This is a genomic window from Kitasatospora sp. NPDC088134, from assembly GCF_044741705.1.
GTDB lineage: Bacteria > Actinomycetota > Actinomycetes > Streptomycetales > Streptomycetaceae > Kitasatospora.
In genome coordinates this window covers 127,450-146,024 of record NZ_JBIUTD010000001.1, presented here as the reverse complement: position 1 = coordinate 146,024, position 18,575 = coordinate 127,450, and the positions used below count along the sequence as shown (strand labels likewise).

Genomic DNA, 18,575 nt, shown 5'->3' with positions numbered 1-18,575 from the left:
GCGGGGCGCACCGGGCGCACGCGGAGGATCGGGTGTGCTTCCTGACGGTGCGTCAATTTTCCTGTTCCGTACGCCGGATGGCCGTATTCCGCTTACGATTCGGCCAAAAGAGGTGTGCGCAGGGCCATCCGGGTGGTTCCGTGGCCCCGGTCCGGCGTGCCTTCCCGACCACGAGAGCAGGGCATGATCCAGACAGCAGAACAGCCTCGATCACCCGTGCCGGGCACGGGCCGGCGGCGGGCCGGGCGGGCCGCCGCCGTGGCGGTGGCACTGGCCGCCGCGACGGCGGTGGCGGCGCCGTCCGCCGCGCCCGCCGGCGCGGAGGGCTCGGTCACGGTGCGGGTGGTCCGCGCCGTCGACGCGAGCGGGACGTGGAGCCCCGCGCTGGAACCCGGCCTGGCCGGCGTGACGGTCACCCTCACCGGCGACGACGGGGCGGTGCGCACCGCCGTCACCGCCGCCGACGGCACCGCCACCCTCACCCCCGCCAGGGCCACCGCCAGCGGAAAGTACCGGGTGGAGGTGGTCAATCCGAAACCGGGCGTGCTGTTCCCGGCGTTCGCCGCCCGCGAGGGCCTGGCCGGCGCCCCGAACCGGCTGAGCAGCAACGAGGAGTTCGTCGACCTCTCGGCGGGCAAGCAGGCCACCCTGACCACCGGCCTGTGGAACCCCTCCGACTACTGCCAGGCCAACGCCCCCCTCGCCACCGCCTGCCAACCCGCCGCCCTCGGCCCCGACACCCAGCGCACCCTGCTGACCTTCCCGTACCGCTCGCGCGGCGTGAACAAGGACGTCACGAACATCGGCGACACCGCCGACACCGGGAACGTCTTCGGCATCGCCTGGAACCGGGACGACAAGCGGCTGTTCAGCTCGGCCCAGGCCAAGCGCGACACCAAGTACGGCCCCGGCGGCCCGGGCGCGGTCTACGTCACCGACCCGGCCACCAAGGCCACCTCGCTGTTCACCACCGTCCCGAACGCCGGGGCGACCGCGCACGGCGGCGGCGACGACGCGGCCTTCTACCCGGCCGTCGGCAAGGAGAGCCTGGGCGGGCTGAAGCTCACCGAGGACGGCCGCGACCTGTACGTGGTCAACCTGAACGACCGCAAGCTCTACCGGTACGACGCCACCGCGGCGACGGCGTCCGCACCCAAGGCCGTCTACCCCATCCCGGCGGCCGACTGCCCGGCCGCCGGCGACTGGCGTCCCTACGGCCTCGGCATGCAGGACGGCGTCGGCTACCTCGGCGGCGTCTGCTCCGGCGAGTCCACCCAGAAGACCGCCGACCTGCGGGCCGTGGTCCTCCCGTTCGACCCGGCCACCGGCGTCTTCGGCGCCGCCGTGCTGGACCAGCCGCTCGACCACCGCGGCACGCCCCCGGTGTCCTGCACCGGCGGCTACTACTGGTACCCGTGGACGGACACCCCGGTCCGGTCGGCCAACGGCCAGACCTGCGGCCTCTATCCGGAGCCCGAACTGGGCGAGGTCGGCTTCGAGACCGACGGCTCGATGCTGCTCGCCTTCCGCGACCGGTACGCCGACCAGGCCGCCGCCGCACCCGCCGAGGGCCAGCCGTTCCCGCCCGGCTTCGTGTACGTGCTCGCCTCCGCGGACCTCAACAAGGCCTGCAAGGCCGGCGACGCCTACGTGCTCGACGTCAACCTGGGCTGCGGCGCCACCACCCGGAACAAGGGCTTCTTCGACCTGCACCGCCCCTACCCCGGCGGCCACCCGTACCCGGTGTTCGCGGGCCTGGCGCTGTCCAAGGTGGAGAACTCGATCGCCAGCTCCGGCTACGACGTGTCCAACAACATCGTCACCGCCGGCACCATGTTCACCCTGCGCACCGGCGGCCCCGACCCCGGCTTCGGCCAGGAGCTCTCCGACGGCCGCTCGCGCTTCGGCAAGGGCGCCGCCATGGCCGACCTCGAAGTCCTCTGCGACCGGGCGCCGCTGCAGATCGGCAACCGGGTCTGGTACGACCCGGAGCGCTCCGGCCTGCAACTGCCCCAGCAGCAGCCCGTCCCCGGCGCGACCGTCGACCTGTACGACGCCGACGGCAAGAAGGTCGGCAGCACGAAGACCACCGCGCGCGGCGAGTACTACTTCGACGACAGCAACGTCACCGGCGGCCTCAAGCCGAAGACCGCGTACACCATCCGGCTCGACAACCCTGCCGACTACGCCAAGGGCGGCCCGCTCCACCACTGGGTCCCCACCGGCGCGAACGTCGGCGACAACCGGCTGACCGACTCCGACGGCACCGTCCCCGAGGGCGGAACCTACGCCGAGCGGGCCCTGACCACCGGAGCGGCCGGACAGGACGACCACAGCTTCGACTTCGGCTTCCAGCCCCAGCGCGGCGCGCTGCGCCTGGCCAAGCAGGACCAGGACGGCAAGCCGCTGGCCGGGGCGGTGTTCCAGCTGTGGCGCGAGACCAACGGCACCGACGGCCTCCAGGCCCGTGGCGACAAGGCCGACACCAAGGTCGGCGGCCCCTGCACCACCGGCACCGACGGCACCTGCACCACCCGGGCCGACCAGGGCACCTACTACTGGGAGGAACTCGCCCCGCCCCCCGGCTACACCGCCCCGCGCGAGCCGGTCCTCGGACCGGTCGTCCTCGACGACGACCACCTGGATGCGGGCATCACCACCACCGCCGTCAACACCCCGATCCCGCCCACCCCCACACCCACCCCGACCCCGACGGTGGACACCCCCGCCCCGCCGCAGGCCCGCCCGGTCCCGTCCGGCCCGCTGGCCAGCACCGGAGCAGGCGGCAACCTGCCGTACCTGCTCGCCGGCGGCGGCCTGCTGGTCGCCCTCGGCGCCGGCCTGCTGATCGCCGTCCGCAGGCGCCGCACCGGCTGACGTACCGTCAGTGCAGCACCGGGGCCCCGGGGTCGGACGACCCCGGGGCCCCGTCCGAGCCCCGCACCCCGGAGGACCCGACCCGCATGGCGATCCGCACGAGCCCGAACCAGCCCACCGAGAAGGCCCGGCCTGCCGGGAATCCCCGGCCCACCGGGAAGAAGCGCCGCGCCGTCGTGGCCGCCGTCCTCGCCGCGGTGCTGCTCGCCGCGGGCGGCGCGACGGCCTGGTGGCTGACGGACGGTCAGGACGGGGCGCGGCCGCTCACCACCGAGGAGGCGTCCCGGCTCGCGCTGTCCCGGTTCACCCTCTACGGGGCCAGCCCCGTCCAGGTCGCGCTGACCGCGCAGGAGGGCGACGGCATGGTGGTCGAGGTGCGCGGCGTGGTCGACTACCGCACCCGGCACGCCGCGGGCAGCTACCTGGTCCGCGGACCCGCCGGGACGGTGGACCAGGGCCTGGTGGTCTGGGACGCCGGCGGCCTCGGCCTGGCCAAGGCCCCCGACGGGGCGGCCGGGCCCGCCTGGGAGCAGGCCGACCACGTGCCCCGCAGCGGCTGGTCCTCCCGCGCCTACGGCACCGACCCGCTCGACTCCGGCCTGAACCTGCTGGTCCAGCTCGGCGCGGACCGCCCCGACAACCCGCTGCTGCTCGCCCAGTCCGGCCCGCGCCGGCTCGGCCGGGACACCATCGACGGCCGCGCCTACGACCGGATCTCCGGCCCCCGCCCGCGCGAGGCCGCCGACCGCGACACCGCCGCCTCCCCGCTCACCTACTGGATCGACGCCGACGGCGGCCTGCGCCGCGTCACCATGCGGATCACCGGCCTCGGCACGCCCACCACCCTCGACCTGCGGGGGCAGCTGGCGGGCGCGAAACTCCCCGAGGCCCCCTGGGCCACGGCCGGCTGACCGGCCCGCGACCGTGGCCGACGGGGCGTCAGACGCCGCTGGGCAGCGGGTAGGCGTCCGGGTCGACCGGGCCGGGCAGGCCCACCGCCGGGACGGCCGGGGCGTTCGGGTCCGGCAGCCCGGGCTGCGCGGGCGGCGCCGGCACGGCGTTGAACGCGGTGCCGGGCGGCGCCTGCACGGCGGCGGCCCGCCCCGCCGGGACCTTCGCCCCGCCCGTCGCCCCGCACGGGGCCACCTGCTCCAGCCCGGGCGGACTCTGCACCGCCGGGGCGTTGTCGGCGAAGCAGTTGCTCGGATCGGCGGCCCCGCCCACCAGGTCCACCCCGTTGCCGGAGACCCGGTTCCCGGCCACCCGGTTGCCGCTCGCCGGGTGCCCCGGCGGGTCGGTCACCACCACGCCCGCCGCCCGGTTGCCGCGCACCAGGTTCCGCTCCACCCGGTTGCCGGTGCCGCCGCCGATCCCGATCCCGATGCCGAACCCGCCGTCGGCCTGCTCCGGGGAGTCCGCCGCGTTGTTGTCCGCCACCACGTTGCCCGCGATCACCGCGGCGTGCTGCGGGGCCAGCGACTCCAGGTCGTTGGAGTTCACCGTCACCCCGACCCGGTTGCCGACCGCCCGGTTCCCCACCACCGTCAGGTTCTCCGAGGCGTTGGTGATCTCGATGCCCACCGCGTTGCGCTCCACCGTGTTGCCGCGCACCAGGGTGTCGCAGGGCCGGCACTGCCCCACGTAGATCCCCGAGTCCGCCATCCCCGAGGCGTACGAGTCCTCGATCACCCCGCCCCGGGCGTCGAACGCGTAGATGCCGTACAGCGCGTTCCCGTACGAGGTCACCCGCGTCGCCCGGAAGCCCTCCACCGCCGGGAACCGGGTGGTGTCCAGCGGGTCGTACGCGGAGCCGCCCGCGCCGTGCCGCTGCAGCTTCTCGTCGGTGACGCCGGTGAACAGCACCCCGTTCGCCAGGTACCCGTGCACCGTCAGGTTCTCCACCACGGTGCCCGCGCCCGTCGCGGTGATCCCGTTGACCAGCTTCAAGCCGCCGTCGAAGACCACCGCGTTGCGGTCCGTGCCGCGCAGCACCACCCGGGGCTTCGTGATCCGCACGCTCTCCCGGTACGTGCCCGGCGAGACCAGCACCAGGTCGCCCGGCACCGCGACGTCCACCGCCCGCTGCACCGACGGGAAGTCCGCCGGGACCCGCAGCACCGTCCCCGGCGGATGCCGGTCCGCCGAGGCGCCGCCGGGGGCGGAGGAGCAGCCGGCCGCGGCCGCCGCCAGCAGCAGCGCGCCCAGCAGGGGCGGGACCGTACGGAGCTGACGGTCCATCAATGACAGGAGACCACGGAGGAATTGCATGAAACGTGTTCTATCGTCTGCAATGGCGGACATGCACATCGAACCCGGGAACCCGCAGGCCGCGCCCGACCCCGTCCGCCCCCGGCTCGACCGGCGGACGCTGTTCGCCGCCGGGGCCGCGCTCGCCGCCGGGGCGGGCGCCGCGACCGTGCTCGCCCGGGAGACCCACCGCGCACCCGCGCCCGCCGCACCGCCGCCGCCGGCCGCCGTCCCCTTCCACGGGGCCCGGCAGTCCGCGCTGACGCACCCCCAACTCCCGGTGACCCGGCTGCTCGCGCTCGACCTGCCCGCCGACGCCGACCGCCGGACCCTGCGGGGGCTGCTCGCCGGGCTCTCCGACGTCCTCGCCCGGACCGCCGACGGCACGCTCGGCGACGCCCGGCTGACCGGCACCCCGCCCGTCACCTCGCTGGTCGCCGTCGGCGCGACGCTCGCCGGACGGCTCGGGCTGCCCGCGCCCGCCACCCTCGCCGAACTGCCGGCCTTCGCCGGCGACCGGCTCGAACCGGCGCGCAGCGGCGGCGACGTCCTGGTCCAGGTCTGCGCCGAACAGCCGTGGACCACCGGCGTCCTGACGGAGCACCTGGTGACCGCCGCGACCACCGCCGGCGCCACCGTCCGCTGGCACCAGGACGGCTTCCTGCCGCCCGTCCCCGACGGGCAGACCCCGCGCAACCTGTTCGGCTTCAAGGACGGCACCGCCAACCCCGACCCCGCCGACCCCGGCCTCTGGCACCAGGACGGCACCCTGCTGGTCTACCGCCGGATCCGGATGGACACCGCCGCCTTCGCCGCCCTCCCCACCGACCGCCAGGAACTCGCCATGGGCCGCCGGGCCGCGAGCGGCGCGCCCCTCACCGGCACCGCCGAACACGACGACCCCGACATCTACGCCAAGCACCCCGACGGCTCCTACCTCATCCCCGCCACCGCCCACGTCCGCCTCACCAGCCCCCGCCTCGACGGCGGCACCCGGATGCTCCGCCGCGGCTACTCCTACGACGACGCCCCCACCGACCGCGGCCTCCTCTTCTGCGCCTTCCTCCGCGACCCCGCCCTCTTCACCCGCATCCAGACCCGCCTCACCGACCACGACGCCCTCACCCCCTTCCTCACCCACACCGCCTCCGCCATCGCCTGGGTCCTCCCGGGCGCAAAGCCGGGCGAGCCCCTGGGCGCAGCGCTGTAGGAGAAGAAATCCGCTCGCCGCGGGGCCGGGGCAGGGGGAAGAGAGCGGTCGCCCGGGGGTCCTCCCGGGCGTCTAGTCGGGCGAGCCCCTGGGCGCAGTGCTCTAGGAGAAGAAAACCGCTCGCCGCGGGGGGCTCGGAACGGAGGGGAGCCCTTCGGGCGGGGCCGTTCGGCGGGGCGTCAGGCCGCGTGCGGGGAGCGGTCGGTCGGGGTGGGGTCGTGGTGGATGGGGCCCGGGGTGGTGGTGAGGGGGAGGCAGGAGCCGCCGCGGGTGTGGGAGACGAGTTCGGCGGCGATGGAGACGGCGGTCTCCTCGGGGGTACGGGCGCCGAGGTCGAGGCCGATGGGGGAGTGCAGGCGGGCGAGTTCGGCGTCGGTGAGGCCGGCTTCGCGGAGGCGGGCGTGGCGGTCGCGGTGGGTGCGGCGGGAGCCCATCGCGCCGACGTAGCCGACGGGCAGGCGCAGGGCGCGCTCCAGCAGGGGGAGGTCGAACTTGGCGTCGTGGGTGAGGACGCACAGGACGGTGCGGCCGTCGATCCGGTCGAGCTGGGTGTCGAGGTAGCGGTGCGGCCAGTCGACCACGATCTCGTCGGCCTCGGGGAAGCGCCGCGCGGTGGCGAACACCGGCCGGGCGTCGCAGACGGTGACGTGGTAGCCGAGGAACTTGCCGATCCGGACGACGGAGGAGGCGAAGTCGATCGCCCCGAAGACGAGCATCCGCGGCGCGGGCACGTAGGACTCGACGAAGACGGTGACGGTGCCCGCCGAGGAGGGGTCGCAGGGGCGCCCGTCCAGGCCGAGGACCAGGCGACCGGTGCGCCCGGCGGTGAGCATCGCGCGGGCCTCGGCGACCACCGCCCGCTCCAGCGGGAAGGAGGCGAGCACGCCGTGCCGGTCCTCGGCGGTGACGGCGAGGGTCGCGCCGAGCAGGGCGGGCGGCCCGTCGACGATCCGGGCGACGGCGACGGGGGTGCCGGCGGCGATCAGCGGGACGGCGGCGTCCAGGCCGGGGGAGGAGCCGGGCCGCACCGGCTGGACGAAGACGTCGAGCAGGCCGCCGCAGGTCAGGCCGATGGCGAAGGCGTCCTCGTCGCTGTAGCCGAAGCGTTCGAGGACGGGTGCGCCGGTGCGCAGCGCCTCCCGGCACAGCTCGTAGACGGCGCCCTCGACGCAGCCGCCGGAGACCGAGCCGACCGCCTCGCCGTCGGCGTCCACGGCCAGCGCCGCGCCGGGCTCGCGCGGGGCGGAGCCGGAGACGCCGACCACGGTGGCCACGGCGAACGGGCGTCCGGCGGCGTGCCAGTCGCGGAGTTGTGCGGCGATGTCGTGCACGAGCTTGCTCCTTGCGGTACCGGTCCAGTGTGCGACGGAAGGCGCCGCCCCACCGGCGGAAGCGGAAGGCGCCGCCCCACCGGCGGAAGGGCAACCGGTGGGGCGGCCGGGGCGGGTGGGATTGGGGTGGATCAGTGCACGCCCAGCCAGGACTTGACCGGGACGAGCGCGAAGTAGACGACGAACACCGCCGTCAGCACCCACATCAGCGGGCCGGGTTCGCGCCACTTCCCGGTCCCGGCCTTGATGACGGTCCAGGAGACGACGCCGGCCGCGACGCCCGCGGTGATGCTGTAGGTGAACGGCATCAGCACGCAGGTCAGGAAGGCGGGGATCGCGGTCTCCCGGTCGGCCCAGTCGATGTGTCGGGCCTGGCTCATCATCATCGCGCCGATCACCACCAGCGCGGCCGAGGCGACCTGTACCGGCACCACGGCGGCCACCGGCGAGAAGAACAGCATCAGCGCGAACGCGCCGCCGGTGACGGTGGAGGCCAGGCCGGTGCGGGCGCCGTCGCCGACGCCGGTCGCCGACTCGACGAACACGGTCTGCCCGGACGCGCCGGACAGGCCGCCGATCGCGCCGCCCGCGCCGTCGATGAACAGCGCCTTCGACAGGCCGGGCATCCGGCCCTTGGCGTCGGCCAGCCCGGCCTCGGTGCCGACGCCGATGATGGTGGCCATCGCGTCGAAGAACCCGGCCAGGACGAGCGTGAAGACGGCGACCGAGGCGCTGATCGCGCCCAGCCCGTGCGCACCGAACGCGCCGAACAGGTCGACGTGCCCGAACAGCCCGAAGTCGGGGGCGGCGACCGGCGAGCCGGGCCACGCCGGCGCCGAGCCGCCCCAGTCCTTCGCCGTCAGTCCGGCCGCCTTGTCGACCACCAGCGCGACCACCGTCCCGGCCGCGATGCCGATCAGGATCGCGCCCCGGACGCCCCGGGCCAGCAGCACGAAGATCGTCAGCAGGGTGAGCGCGAAGACCAGCACCGGCCAGCCCTGGAGCTCGCCGTAGGGGCCGAGCGAGAGCGGGGTGGGGCCGCCGGTGTGCACGAACCCGGCCTTGTAGAAGCCGATGATCGCCACGAACAGGCCGATGCCGATGGTGATGGCGTGCTTGAGCGCCAGCGGGATGCCGTTCATGATCTTCTCGCGCAGGCCGGAGACCACCAGCAGCACGATCAGCAGGCCGTAGATCACGCACAGGCCCATCGCCTGCGCCCAGGTGGTGTGCGGCACCACCAGCGCGGAGATCGCGCCGGAGACCGAGAGCCCGGCGGCGACCGCCAGCGGCACGTTGCCGACCAGGCCCATCAGGATCGTGGTGACGGCGGCGGCCAGCGCGGTCGCGGTGGTCAGCTGGGCGTGGTCGAGCTTGGCTCCGCTGACGTCGGCGCCGCTCAGGATGATCGGGTTGAGCAGGACGATGTACGCCATCGCCATGAAGGTGGTCAGGCCGCCGCGGATCTCGTTGCCGAGGGTGGAGCCCCGGGCGGAGATCTTGAAGTAGGCGTCCAGGGCGCCTCGCGGTGCCGGTACTGGCGCGGTGGGGGCCGCTTCGGTGGGGCCGGGCTCCGTGGAGGTCCGGTTCATGTCCACTCCCAAGGTTCATAGGGGGTTGGGGTGGGCGAGCCGACCTGAGCGCCCGTCAGGGGGGTACGCAGGGGGACTGGTTCGACTCACGGGTGGTGCGCGGGCCGCCCGGCCCGGCGAGGCGCGGGCGGCCCGGGGTGGCGCACCGTCAGAGCGTGTCGGTCAGGTGCTCGGGCCGCACCGGGATGCGGGTGAGCGCCTTGCCGGTGGCCTGCCGGATCGCCGCGACGATCGAGGGCGTCGCGGAGACGGTGGGGGCCTCGCCGACGCCGCGCAGGCCGTAGGGGGCGTGCGGGTCGGGGAGTTCGAGGAGCTGCACCGGGATCGGCGGGGTGTCCAGGATGGTCGGGATCAGGTAGTCGGTGAAGGAGGCGTTGCGCACCTTCCCGTCCTTCACCACGATCTCCTCCATCACGGCCAGGCCGAGCGCCTGGGTGCAGCCGCCCTGGATCTGGCCGACCACCGAGAGCGGGTTCAGCGCCTTGCCGACGTCCTGGACGGCCGTCAGCTCGACCACCTTGACCAGGCCCAGTTCGACGTCCACGTCGACCACGGCCCGGTTGGCGCAGAAGGTGTACTGGACGTGGCCGAAGCCCTGCCCGGTCTCCTTGTCGAACGGGACGGTGGGGCGGTGGTGGTGCTCGCGGGTCTGCTCGATCACGTCGTCCCCGAGCAGGTCGACCATCGGGATCAGCACCCCGGCCGAGGCGGAGACCACCTTGCCGCCGGCCAGCGCCAGGTCGTCCTGGGTCCAGCCGTAGCGCTGCCGGCCGCGCTCCAGCAGCTCGTGCCGCACGGCCTCGGCGGCCAGCTTCACCGCGCCGCCGGTCATGTACGTCTGCCGGGAGGCGGAGGTCGAGCCGGCCGAGCCGACCTCGGTGTTGGCCGGGTGGATGGTGACCTGCTCGACGCCCAGCTCGGTGCGGGCGATCTGGGCGTGCACGGTGACGCCGCCCTGCCCGACCTCGGCCATCGCGGTGTGCACCATGGCGACCGGCTCGCCGCCGATCACCTCCAGCCGGACCTTCGCCGTCGAGTAGTCGTCGAAGCCCTCGGAGAAGCCGACGTTCTTGATGCCCACCGAGTAGCCGACGCCGCGCACGATGCCCTCGCCGTGCGAGGTGTTGGACAGCGCGCCCGGCAGGGTGCGCACGTCCGGGTGCTCCGGGTCGAGCGGCGGCGGCAGCGGCATGTCCTTGACCCGCTGGAGCAGTTCGGCGACCGGCGCGGGCGCGTCGATCTCCTGCCCGGTCGGCATCCGGTCGCCCTGGGTGACGGCGTTCAGCTGCCGCAGCTCCACCGGGTCCATGCCGAGCGCCTCGGCCAGCCTGTCCATCTGCGACTCGTAGCCGAACGCGGCCTGCACGGCGCCGAAGCCGCGCATCGCCCCGCAGGACGGGTTGTTGGAGTACAGCGCGATGGCGTGCATCCCGACGTTCGGGATCACGTACGGGCCGTGGCCGAGCGAGGCCGCGTTGCCGACCACCGCGGGGGAGGCGGAGGCGTAGGCGCCGCCGTCCAGCACGATCCGGCAGTCCGCGAAGACCAGCTTGCCGTCCCGGGTGGCGCCGTGCTCGTAGCGCATCCTGGCCGGGTGGCGGTGCACGTGCCCGAAGAAGGACTCGTCGCGGGCGTACACGATCTTGACGGGCTTGCCGGTGTGCAGCGCCAGCAGGCAGGCGTGGATCTGCATCGACAGGTCCTCGCGGCCGCCGAACGCCCCGCCCACCCCGGCCAGCGTGAGGCGGACCTTCTCCAGCGGCAGGTCCAGCACGGGCGCCATCTGCTGGCGGTCCACGTGCAGCCACTGGGTGGCGATGTACAGGTCGACGCCGCCGTCCTCGGCCGGCACCGCGAGGCCCGACTCGGGGCCCAGGAACGCCTGGTCCTGCATGCCGACCTCGTACTCGCCGGTCACGATCACGTCCGCCAGCGCCCGCACCTCGTCGGTGACGCCCAGGCCGGAGACCAGCTTCTGCTCGTGGCAGACGTTGCCGTACGCGTGCGACTTGTACTCGTGCGGCTCGTGCACGTAGCCGTGCACCTCGGGGTTCAGGCACTGCTCCTCGGTGGTGATCGGGGTCAGCACCTCGTACTCGACCTCGATCTTCCGCACCGCGCGCCGGGCCGTCTCCGGGTGGTCCGCGGCCACCAGGGCGATCGCCTCGCCGTGGTAGCGGACCTTGTCGATCGCCAGGGCCGGCTGGTCGGCGATCTCCAGGCCGTAGTACTTCTCGCCCGGGATGTCCTCGTGGGTGAGCACCGCGTACACGCCGGGCACCTTCAGCGCCTCGGAGATGTCGACGGACAGGATGTTCGCCCGCGGGTGCGGGGAGCGCAGCGCCGTGCCCCACAGCATGTCCTCGTGCCACAGGTCCGAGGAGTAGGCGAACTCGCCGCGCACCTTCAGGTGGCCGTCCGGGCGCAGCGGCGAGCCGCCGATGCCGTCCTTCGAGGACTGGTGGATGTTCTGCAGGTTCTTCTCGCCCTGCACCGTACGGGTCGTCATTTCTCGTTCCCCCCGGCGCACGTGCGGGCCGAGGCCAGCCGCACCGCGTCCATGATCTTCTCGTACCCGGTGCAGCGGCACAGGTTGCCCGACAGCGCCTCCCGGATGTCGGTGTCGGAGGGCTGCGGGTCCGCGGCCAGCAGGGCGTCGGTCTGCACCAGCAAGCCCGGGGTGCAGAAGCCGCACTGCACGGCGCCCGCGTCCACGAACGCCTGCTGGACCAGGCCCAGTTCGCCGTCCTCGCCGCCCAGGCCCTCCACGGTGCGCACCTCGCGGCCCTGCACCTGGCCCGCCGCCACCAGGCAGGAGCACACCGGCACCCCGTCCAGGTAGACCGTGCACGAGCCGCACTCGCCCTGCTCGCAGGCGTTCTTCGAACCGGGGAGGCCGACCCGCTCGCGCAGGACGTACAGCAGGGACTCGCCCTCCCACACGTCGTCGGCCTCCACCGGCTTGCCGTTCGCGGTGAACGTGACCCTCATGCCGCGCTCCTGATCTGCTTGCCGTAGTCGTTCCAACACCAGGTCAGGGTGCGCCGGGCCAGCACGGCCAGCGCGTGCCGCCGGTACGCGGCGGTCCCCCGGACGTCGTCGATCGGCGAGGCCGCCTCCTGCACCAGCTCGCCGAAGCGCCGCAGCACCTCCGGGCCCAGCAGGCCGCCGGACTCCCACAGGCCGCGCTCGGTCAGCACCCCGGCCAGGTACTCCTCGGCCGCCACCGCCCGGCGCGGCGTCGGCGCGGCCGAGCCGATGCCGGTGCCGACCGTGCCGTCCTTCGGGTGCAGCGCGAAGCCGAACGCGCAGACCGCGATCACCATCGCGTTCCGGGTGCCGATCTTCGAGAACTGCTGCGGCCCGTCGGCGACCGGGATCCGCACCGCCCGGATCAGCTCGTCCGGGGCCAGGCTGTTGCGCTTCACCCCGACGTAGAACTCGTCGATCGGGATCAGCCGGGTCCCGCGCACCGACGCCGCCTCCACGAACACGTCCCGGCCCGCGGCCAGCAGCGCCGGGTGCGAGTCGCCGGCCGGCGAGGCCGCGCCCAGGTTGCCGCCCACGCCGCCGCGGTTGCGGATCTGCGGCGACCCCACCGTGTGCGCCGCCAGCGCCAGGCCCGGCAGCGGCCCCGACAGCTCCTCGATGATCCGGGTGTACGGCACCGCCGCACCCAGCCGGACCACCGCGCCGTCGTCCGACCACTCGGCCAGCTCGGTGACGCGGTTCAGGTCGAGGATCGCGGATGGCCGGTGCACGTCGAAGTTCATCTCGACCATGACGTCCGTGCCGCCGGAGATCGGCAGCGCGGTGGGGTGCTCGGCCTTCGCCGCGAGTGCCTCGTCCCAGGTGGCGGGCCGAAGGAACTCCATGCGGGTAACTCCTCAAGTCGGCGCCGACCGGACGCGGGCACTGCGCCCTTGCCGGCGCCCGGGGCCGGGGCCGGTCGGGCGCCGCGGTGCAGCCCGGCGGCGTGTTGGCAAGTGAACCGCTGTGACGGGGGCCACTGGCAGTCACCGATGGCATGAGCCCCGGCGGTGGCCCGCAGCACCGTCCTGTACGTTCCTCCAAGGTGGACGATCCTCCAGCTCAGGTCGTGCACACTGGGCCGTCCCAGCCCTCGCTGCCACCCTCACAGACCACAGAAGGGCCCGCCCATGCGCGTCCGCGACCTGCTCGCCCCCGGTGCGCCCCGGCTCCGCCTGCTCGCCGGCGAGGACGAACTCGACCGGCAGGTCACCGGAGTGATGACCACCGACCTCCAGGACCCCGGCCGCTACCTGCACGGCGGCGAACTGGTCCTCACCGGCATGCTCTGGCGCACCGCCCCCGCCGACTCCGAACGCTTCGTCCGCACCCTGGTCACGGCCGGCGCCGCCGCCCTCGGCGCCGGCGAGGTCGAGGTCGGCCCCGTCCCCGACGACCTCGCCGCCGCCTGCCGCCGGCACCGGCTGCCGCTGCTCGCCGTCCCCGACGACGTCGCCTTCGGCGCCGTCACCGAGTACGTCGGACGCCAGGTCTCCGCCGACCGGGCCGCCGACCTGGCCGCCCTGGTCGACCGGCACCGCCTGCTGGTCTCCGCCGCCGGCGCCGGCGGCCTGGACGCCGTCCTCGACCTGCTCGGCGGCGACCTCGACCTCGACTGCTGGGTGCTCACCCCCACCGGCCGCGTCGTCGCCGGACCGGCCGACCACCTGCCGGCCGCCGACCGCGACCGGCTCGCCCGCGCCCACCTCGCCGCCCAGCGCGGCCGCCGCCGGCCCCCGCACCGGGTCCGCCTCGCCGCCGACACCTACTCGCTGCTGCCCGCCGCCGCCGAGGGCGCCGAGGAGTCCCCGCTCGCCGACTGGATCCTGGCCGTCGCCGGCGACGTCACCGAGTGGACGACCGAGCGCCAGCAGCTCGCCGACAACCTGGCCCGGCTGGTCGCCGCCGAACGCGCCCGCCGCGACGAGGGCCGCCGGCTGCGCCGCCGGATCGCCGACGAGGTGCTCGCCCTGCTCCAGCGCGACGCCGACCCCGCCGAGATCGGCCGCGCCCTGCACACCGCGACCACCATGGCCGTCCGCTACGAGGGCTCCACCGAGCGGCCCGGCACCGACCCGCAGTGGCTGGTGCTGTCCGCCGACGCCACCGGCCTGCCCGACGGCGCGCTCCGCCCGGTCCTGGAGGAGGCGCTGGCCGGCGCCACCGACCGGGCGCTGACCGCCGCCCTCGGCCCCACCGGCGCCGTCGCCGTCCTCCCCGCCCTGGACGCCGCCGTCCCCGCCGACGCCGTCCGCGAGCTGCTCGCCCCGCTGGAGGCCGGCCTCGGCTCCGAGGGTCGGATCACCGTCGGCGTCTGCGCCCCCGCCGCCGAGTCCGGCGGCCTGCGCGGCGCCCTCGAAGAAGCCCGGCACGCCCGCCGGATCGCCGCCGCCCGGGTCGGCCGGGTCTGCGTGGCCGGCCCCGAGGAACTCGCCTCGCACGTCCTGCTGCTCGCCGCCGTCCCCGACGAGGTCCGCCGCGCCTTCCGCTCCCGCCTGCTCGACACCGTGATCGCCTACGACCTGGAGCACCAGGCCGACCTGGTCCGCACCCTCGAAGCCTTCCTGCGCTCCGACGGCTCCTGGACCCGCTGCGCCGCCCGGCTGCACGTGCACGTCAACACGCTGCGCTACCGGATCGGCCGGATCGAGGAGCTGACCGGCCGCGACCTGTCCCGGCTGGAGGACCGGGTCGACTTCTACCTGGCCCTGGAACTGGCCCGCTGAACGCCGCGGGGCCCGGCCCGGGAGGGGCCGGGCCCCGCGGCGGGGCGGCGCCGGGTCAGGCCGTGCCGACCCGCCGCTTGCCGCGCTTGCGGCGCGGGTACGGGAACAGCCGCGGCGGGCGCTTCGCCGCCACGTCCTCGACCCAGCCGAAGACCAGCACCAGCAGGGCCAGCAGCGGGATGCCGACCAGCAGGGTGAACCACTGGCTGGTCAGCAGCCAGCGCAGGTGGGAGTAGAAGAAGTCGACGTCCCACAGGTGGTCGATCACCGGCACCGCCAGCACCAGCGCCGTCACGTGCCACAGGTAGACGCTGACCGCCCGCGAGTTCAGCAGGCTGACCAGCCCGTTCCAGCGCTCCAGCGGGGCCGGCCACTGCTCCCAGGACGGGCTGACGTGCAGCAGCAGCGCCACGAAACCGAACGACCAGACCGCCTGCGCGATCGGCCAGGCCTCGATGTCGGTGGACTGGGCCGGGTCGACCGGCCGGGTCTGCAGGTACCAGAAGCCCGCCACCATCACCAGCGGCGCGATCGACGGCAGCACGTACTGCGGGATCCGCTTCAGCAGCCCCTCCTGGTGCGCCATGCCGAGGACCCAGCAGGAGCCGAAGGTGGCGAAGTCGTTGGCGGTCTCCCAGACCCGCTGGTAGACGAACTCCTGGTCCGGGAAGCAGCCGTTCATGACGATCACCATCGCCAGCGGGAACAGCAGCGTCGGCACCGGGAAGCGGCGCAGCGCCTTCAGCAGCAGCGGCGACAGCAGCACGTACCAGAGGTAGGCCCGCAGGTACCACAGCGGCACCACCAGCTGGGTCGCCCAGCCCGACTCCACCAGGTGGCCGAAGCCGCCCAGGCCCGCGTCGGCGTACGGCGGGGTGCTCAGCGGCAGCACCCAGAACGCCAGCTTGGCCCACCACCAGGTGGGGTGGCCGTCGCTGTGCGGGCCGCCGCCGTCGGCGACCTGGAGGCCGACCACGAGGGCGCCGAACAGCCACATCGGCGGCAGCAGGCGGCGCAGCCGGCCCCGGACCACGCCGAGCGCGGGGCGGCTCAGCGAACGGGCCATCAGCGAGCCGGCCAGCGCGAACATCACGCCCATCGACGGGAAGAGCAGCGGCAGCCAGAACCAGCCGAAGTTGTGGTAGAGCACGACGCGGACCAGCGCCAGGGCGCGCAGCAGGTCCAGGTAGCGGTCGCGGCCGCCCTTGCGCACCGGCTCCACCGGCTCCGCGGGGTGCCCGCTGTCCTCGGCGTACTCGCGGCGCAGCTGCTCGGGGATGCGCAGCGCCAGGGTGTCCTGGTGACCGCCGAAGTTCGCCGGGACGCGCAGCGCGACGGTGTCCTGGTGGCCGCCGCGTCCGTCGTGGCCGTCGGGTCCGCCGGGCTCGGCAGGTGACGTCATGTCAGACCTCCACCGGCGCGGCGGAGACCTCGCCGGTGCGCCGCAGTTTCTGCCAGCGCAGCCGGCCACCGGTGAGCGCGGTGATCGTGGACTGCAGCAGGACGATGTACATCAGTTGCCGGTAGACCACCTGCTGGAGCGGCAGGCTGATCAGGTGCCAGGGCTTCTCGCGGTCCAGCCGGAAGGCGTACCAGGACAGCACCGACTGGAGCAGGATGAAGCCGCCCCAGCTGGTCAGGGTGATCGGGGCGTCCGCGAACAGCACCCCGTACAGCAGGAACAGGTCGACCAGCGGCGCCAGCAGCGGGGCGACCACGCCGAACAGCACCACCAGCGGCAGGCCGATCCGGCCGAACCGGCCGGCCGGGCCGGAGGCGAGCACGGCGCGCCGGTGCTTCCACATCGCCTGCATCGAGCCGTAGCTCCAGCGGTACCGCTGCGACCACAGCTGCTGGAGGCTGGCGGGGGCCTCGGTCCAGGCCCGGGCGCGCTCGGCGTAGACGACCCGCCAGCCCGCGCAGAGCACCGCCATGGTGATGTCGGTGTCCTCGGCGAGGGTGTCGTCGCTCATCCCGCCGGCCTGCCGCAGCGCCTCCTTGCGGAACGCGCCGACCGCGCCGGGGATGGTCGGGATGACGTTGAGCACGTCGTACATCCGGCGGTCCAGGTTGTGGCCGAGCACGTACTCGATGTGCTGCCAGGCGCCGATCAGGCTGTCCCGGTTGCCGACCTTGGCGTTGCCCGCCACCGCGCCGATCGCCGGGTCGGCGAACGGCTGGACCACCTCGCGGACGGTGGACGGCTCGAAGACGGTGTCGCCGTCCATCATCACCACGATGTCGTGCGAGGCGGCGGCGATGCCGGCGTTCAGCGCGCTGGGCTTGCCGCCGTTGACCTTGCGGATCAGCCGGACGAACGGCAGGTCCAGCTCCTCGACGGCGTCCGCGGTGCCGTCGGTCGACCCGTCGTCGATGACGATCACTTCGATCGGGTAGTCGCTCGCGGCCAGCGAGTTCAGCGTGTTGGCGATGCACTCGATCTCGTTGTACGCCGGGACCAGCACGGTGACCGGCTCGGTCACCGGCGGTCCCCACTGGTCGGTGCGCTTGGCGCGCCGGGCGTGCACCGGGGCCAGCACCAGCATCAGCGCGAACCGGCCGAAGTTCAGGAAGCCGACCAGGGCGAGCAGCCCGACCAGCAGCGGCAGGGTGACCACGGCGGCGTGGGTGGCCCAGATGAAGCCCTTGCCCGCCCACAGCTGGAAGCCGTGCACCGGCACCATCGCGCTGGACGCGCCGAGCGCGTCCGAGACGGTGGTGAAGCGGTAGCCCTCGCCCTGCAGCTTGACGATGATCTGCTCCAGCGCCTCGACGGTCTCCGCGCGGTCGCCGCCCGCGTCGTGCAGCAGGATCAGCTCGCCCGCGCCGGGCGTGGCCGGCAGCGCGGCCTTGACGATCTCCTCGACGCCGGGGCGCTTCCAGTCGTCGGTGTCCCGGTCGATGAACGCGGTCAGGTAGCCGTGCGCGCCCACGTACTTGATGACCGGGTAGTTCCAGTCGTCCATCGCGGAGGCGTCCGAGGAGTACGGCGGCCGGAACAGCGAGCTGTGCACGCCCGCGACGCCGGCCAGCGCCAGCTGGGTCTGGGCCAGCTCCCAGCTGATCCGGGCGTGCGACTGGTAGGCCAGGTCGGGGTGGGTGAAGGTGTGCAGGCCGATCTCGTGGCCGCCCGCGACGATCTTCCGGATCAGCTCCGGGTTGCGGGTGGTCATCGCGCCGGTGACGAAGAAGTCGGCGCGCACGTCGTGCTTGGCCAGCACGTCCAGGATCTTCGGCGTCCACTCCGGGGAGGGGCCGTCGTCGAAGCTCAGCACCACGGTCCTGTCGGGGATGCGGTAGCTCACCGGGTGGGCGTTCTTGCTGCCGCGGGCGTCGATCACCGGCCCGCCCTTGAGCAGCTCCGGCGGCACCGTGTCCTTGTCGACCGACACCGCGATCCGGGTGTCGTGGAACACCTCGTTGGTGGCCAGGCCGCGCAGCACGAGCAGCACCAGCAGGCAGGCCAGCAGCGACAGCGGCATGAAGAAGCGCAGCGGCGGCGCGGCCAGTCGGCGCGGCCTGAGCAGGGACTGCCGGCGGCGCTGGTGGCGGGACAATGGTG

At 74.2% G+C, this 18,575-nt stretch carries 12 protein-coding genes; 4 read left to right on the top strand and 8 right to left on the bottom strand.

The window, feature by feature from the left end:
• The first annotated feature begins 183 nt into the window (after positions 1-183).
• Complete coding sequence (locus ACIOHG_RS00530; protein WP_400943554.1) at positions 184-2,877, top strand: SdrD B-like domain-containing protein; 2,694 nt, start codon at positions 184-186, stop codon at positions 2,875-2,877.
• An 86-nt stretch (positions 2,878-2,963) separates the two neighbouring features.
• On the top strand, positions 2,964-3,788 hold the full coding sequence (locus ACIOHG_RS00525; RefSeq protein WP_400943551.1) for a hypothetical protein: 825 nt from the start codon (positions 2,964-2,966) through the stop codon (positions 3,786-3,788).
• Positions 3,789-3,816: 28 nt separating this feature from the next.
• Here the strand turns inward: ACIOHG_RS00525 and ACIOHG_RS00520 are convergent, their stop codons facing one another.
• Positions 3,817-5,115 (bottom strand): right-handed parallel beta-helix repeat-containing protein, encoded by a 1,299-nt coding sequence (locus tag ACIOHG_RS00520; protein WP_400943549.1) that lies wholly within the window; start codon positions 5,113-5,115, stop codon positions 3,817-3,819.
• Positions 5,116-5,176: 61 nt separating this feature from the next.
• Here ACIOHG_RS00520 and ACIOHG_RS00515 point away from each other — a divergent pair, with 61 nt between their 5' ends.
• Positions 5,177-6,334, top strand: coding sequence for a Dyp-type peroxidase (locus ACIOHG_RS00515; RefSeq protein ID WP_400943546.1), 1,158 nt, complete (start codon positions 5,177-5,179; stop codon positions 6,332-6,334).
• A gap of 179 nt (positions 6,335-6,513) precedes the next feature.
• Here ACIOHG_RS00515 and ACIOHG_RS00510 read toward each other — a convergent pair whose 3' ends face one another.
• The 5 genes from ACIOHG_RS00510 to ACIOHG_RS00490 form a co-directional block, all read right to left on the bottom strand.
• Entirely contained in the window at positions 6,514-7,665 is a 1,152-nt protein-coding gene (locus tag ACIOHG_RS00510) for an XdhC family protein (protein WP_400943543.1), read from the bottom strand.
• 131 nt (positions 7,666-7,796) lie between these two features.
• A complete protein-coding gene (locus ACIOHG_RS00505; RefSeq protein ID WP_400943540.1) occupies positions 7,797-9,257 on the bottom strand; it encodes an NCS2 family permease in 1,461 nt (486 codons plus the stop codon).
• A 148-nt stretch (positions 9,258-9,405) separates the two neighbouring features.
• A complete protein-coding gene (pucD, locus tag ACIOHG_RS00500) occupies positions 9,406-11,766 on the bottom strand; it encodes a xanthine dehydrogenase subunit D (RefSeq protein WP_400943538.1) in 2,361 nt (786 codons plus the stop codon).
• On the bottom strand, positions 11,763-12,248 hold the full coding sequence (locus ACIOHG_RS00495) for a (2Fe-2S)-binding protein (RefSeq protein ID WP_400943536.1): 486 nt from the start codon (positions 12,246-12,248) through the stop codon (positions 11,763-11,765). Before ACIOHG_RS00495 ends, pucD begins: the two co-directional genes overlap by 4 nt.
• Positions 12,245-13,132 carry an FAD binding domain-containing protein gene (locus tag ACIOHG_RS00490; protein WP_400943534.1) on the bottom strand — a complete coding sequence of 296 codons (888 nt, stop codon included), beginning with the start codon at positions 13,130-13,132 and terminating at the stop codon, positions 12,245-12,247. The genes ACIOHG_RS00495 and ACIOHG_RS00490 overlap by 4 nt, the downstream gene beginning before the upstream one ends.
• Positions 13,133-13,417: 285 nt before the next feature.
• Here ACIOHG_RS00490 and ACIOHG_RS00485 point away from each other — a divergent pair, with 285 nt between their 5' ends.
• A complete protein-coding gene (locus ACIOHG_RS00485) occupies positions 13,418-15,013 on the top strand; it encodes a PucR family transcriptional regulator (protein WP_400943531.1) in 1,596 nt (531 codons plus the stop codon).
• 55 nt (positions 15,014-15,068) lie between these two features.
• Here ACIOHG_RS00485 and ACIOHG_RS00480 read toward each other — a convergent pair whose 3' ends face one another.
• Together ACIOHG_RS00480 and ACIOHG_RS00475 are read right to left on the bottom strand one after the other, a co-directional pair.
• Positions 15,069-16,415 (bottom strand): acyltransferase, encoded by a 1,347-nt coding sequence (locus ACIOHG_RS00480; protein ID WP_400943528.1) that lies wholly within the window; start codon positions 16,413-16,415, stop codon positions 15,069-15,071.
• 1 nt (position 16,416) lies between these two features.
• Positions 16,417-18,495, bottom strand: coding sequence for a bifunctional polysaccharide deacetylase/glycosyltransferase family 2 protein (locus ACIOHG_RS00475; protein ID WP_400944811.1), 2,079 nt, complete (start codon positions 18,493-18,495; stop codon positions 16,417-16,419).
• Positions 18,496-18,575 lie beyond the last annotated feature (80 nt).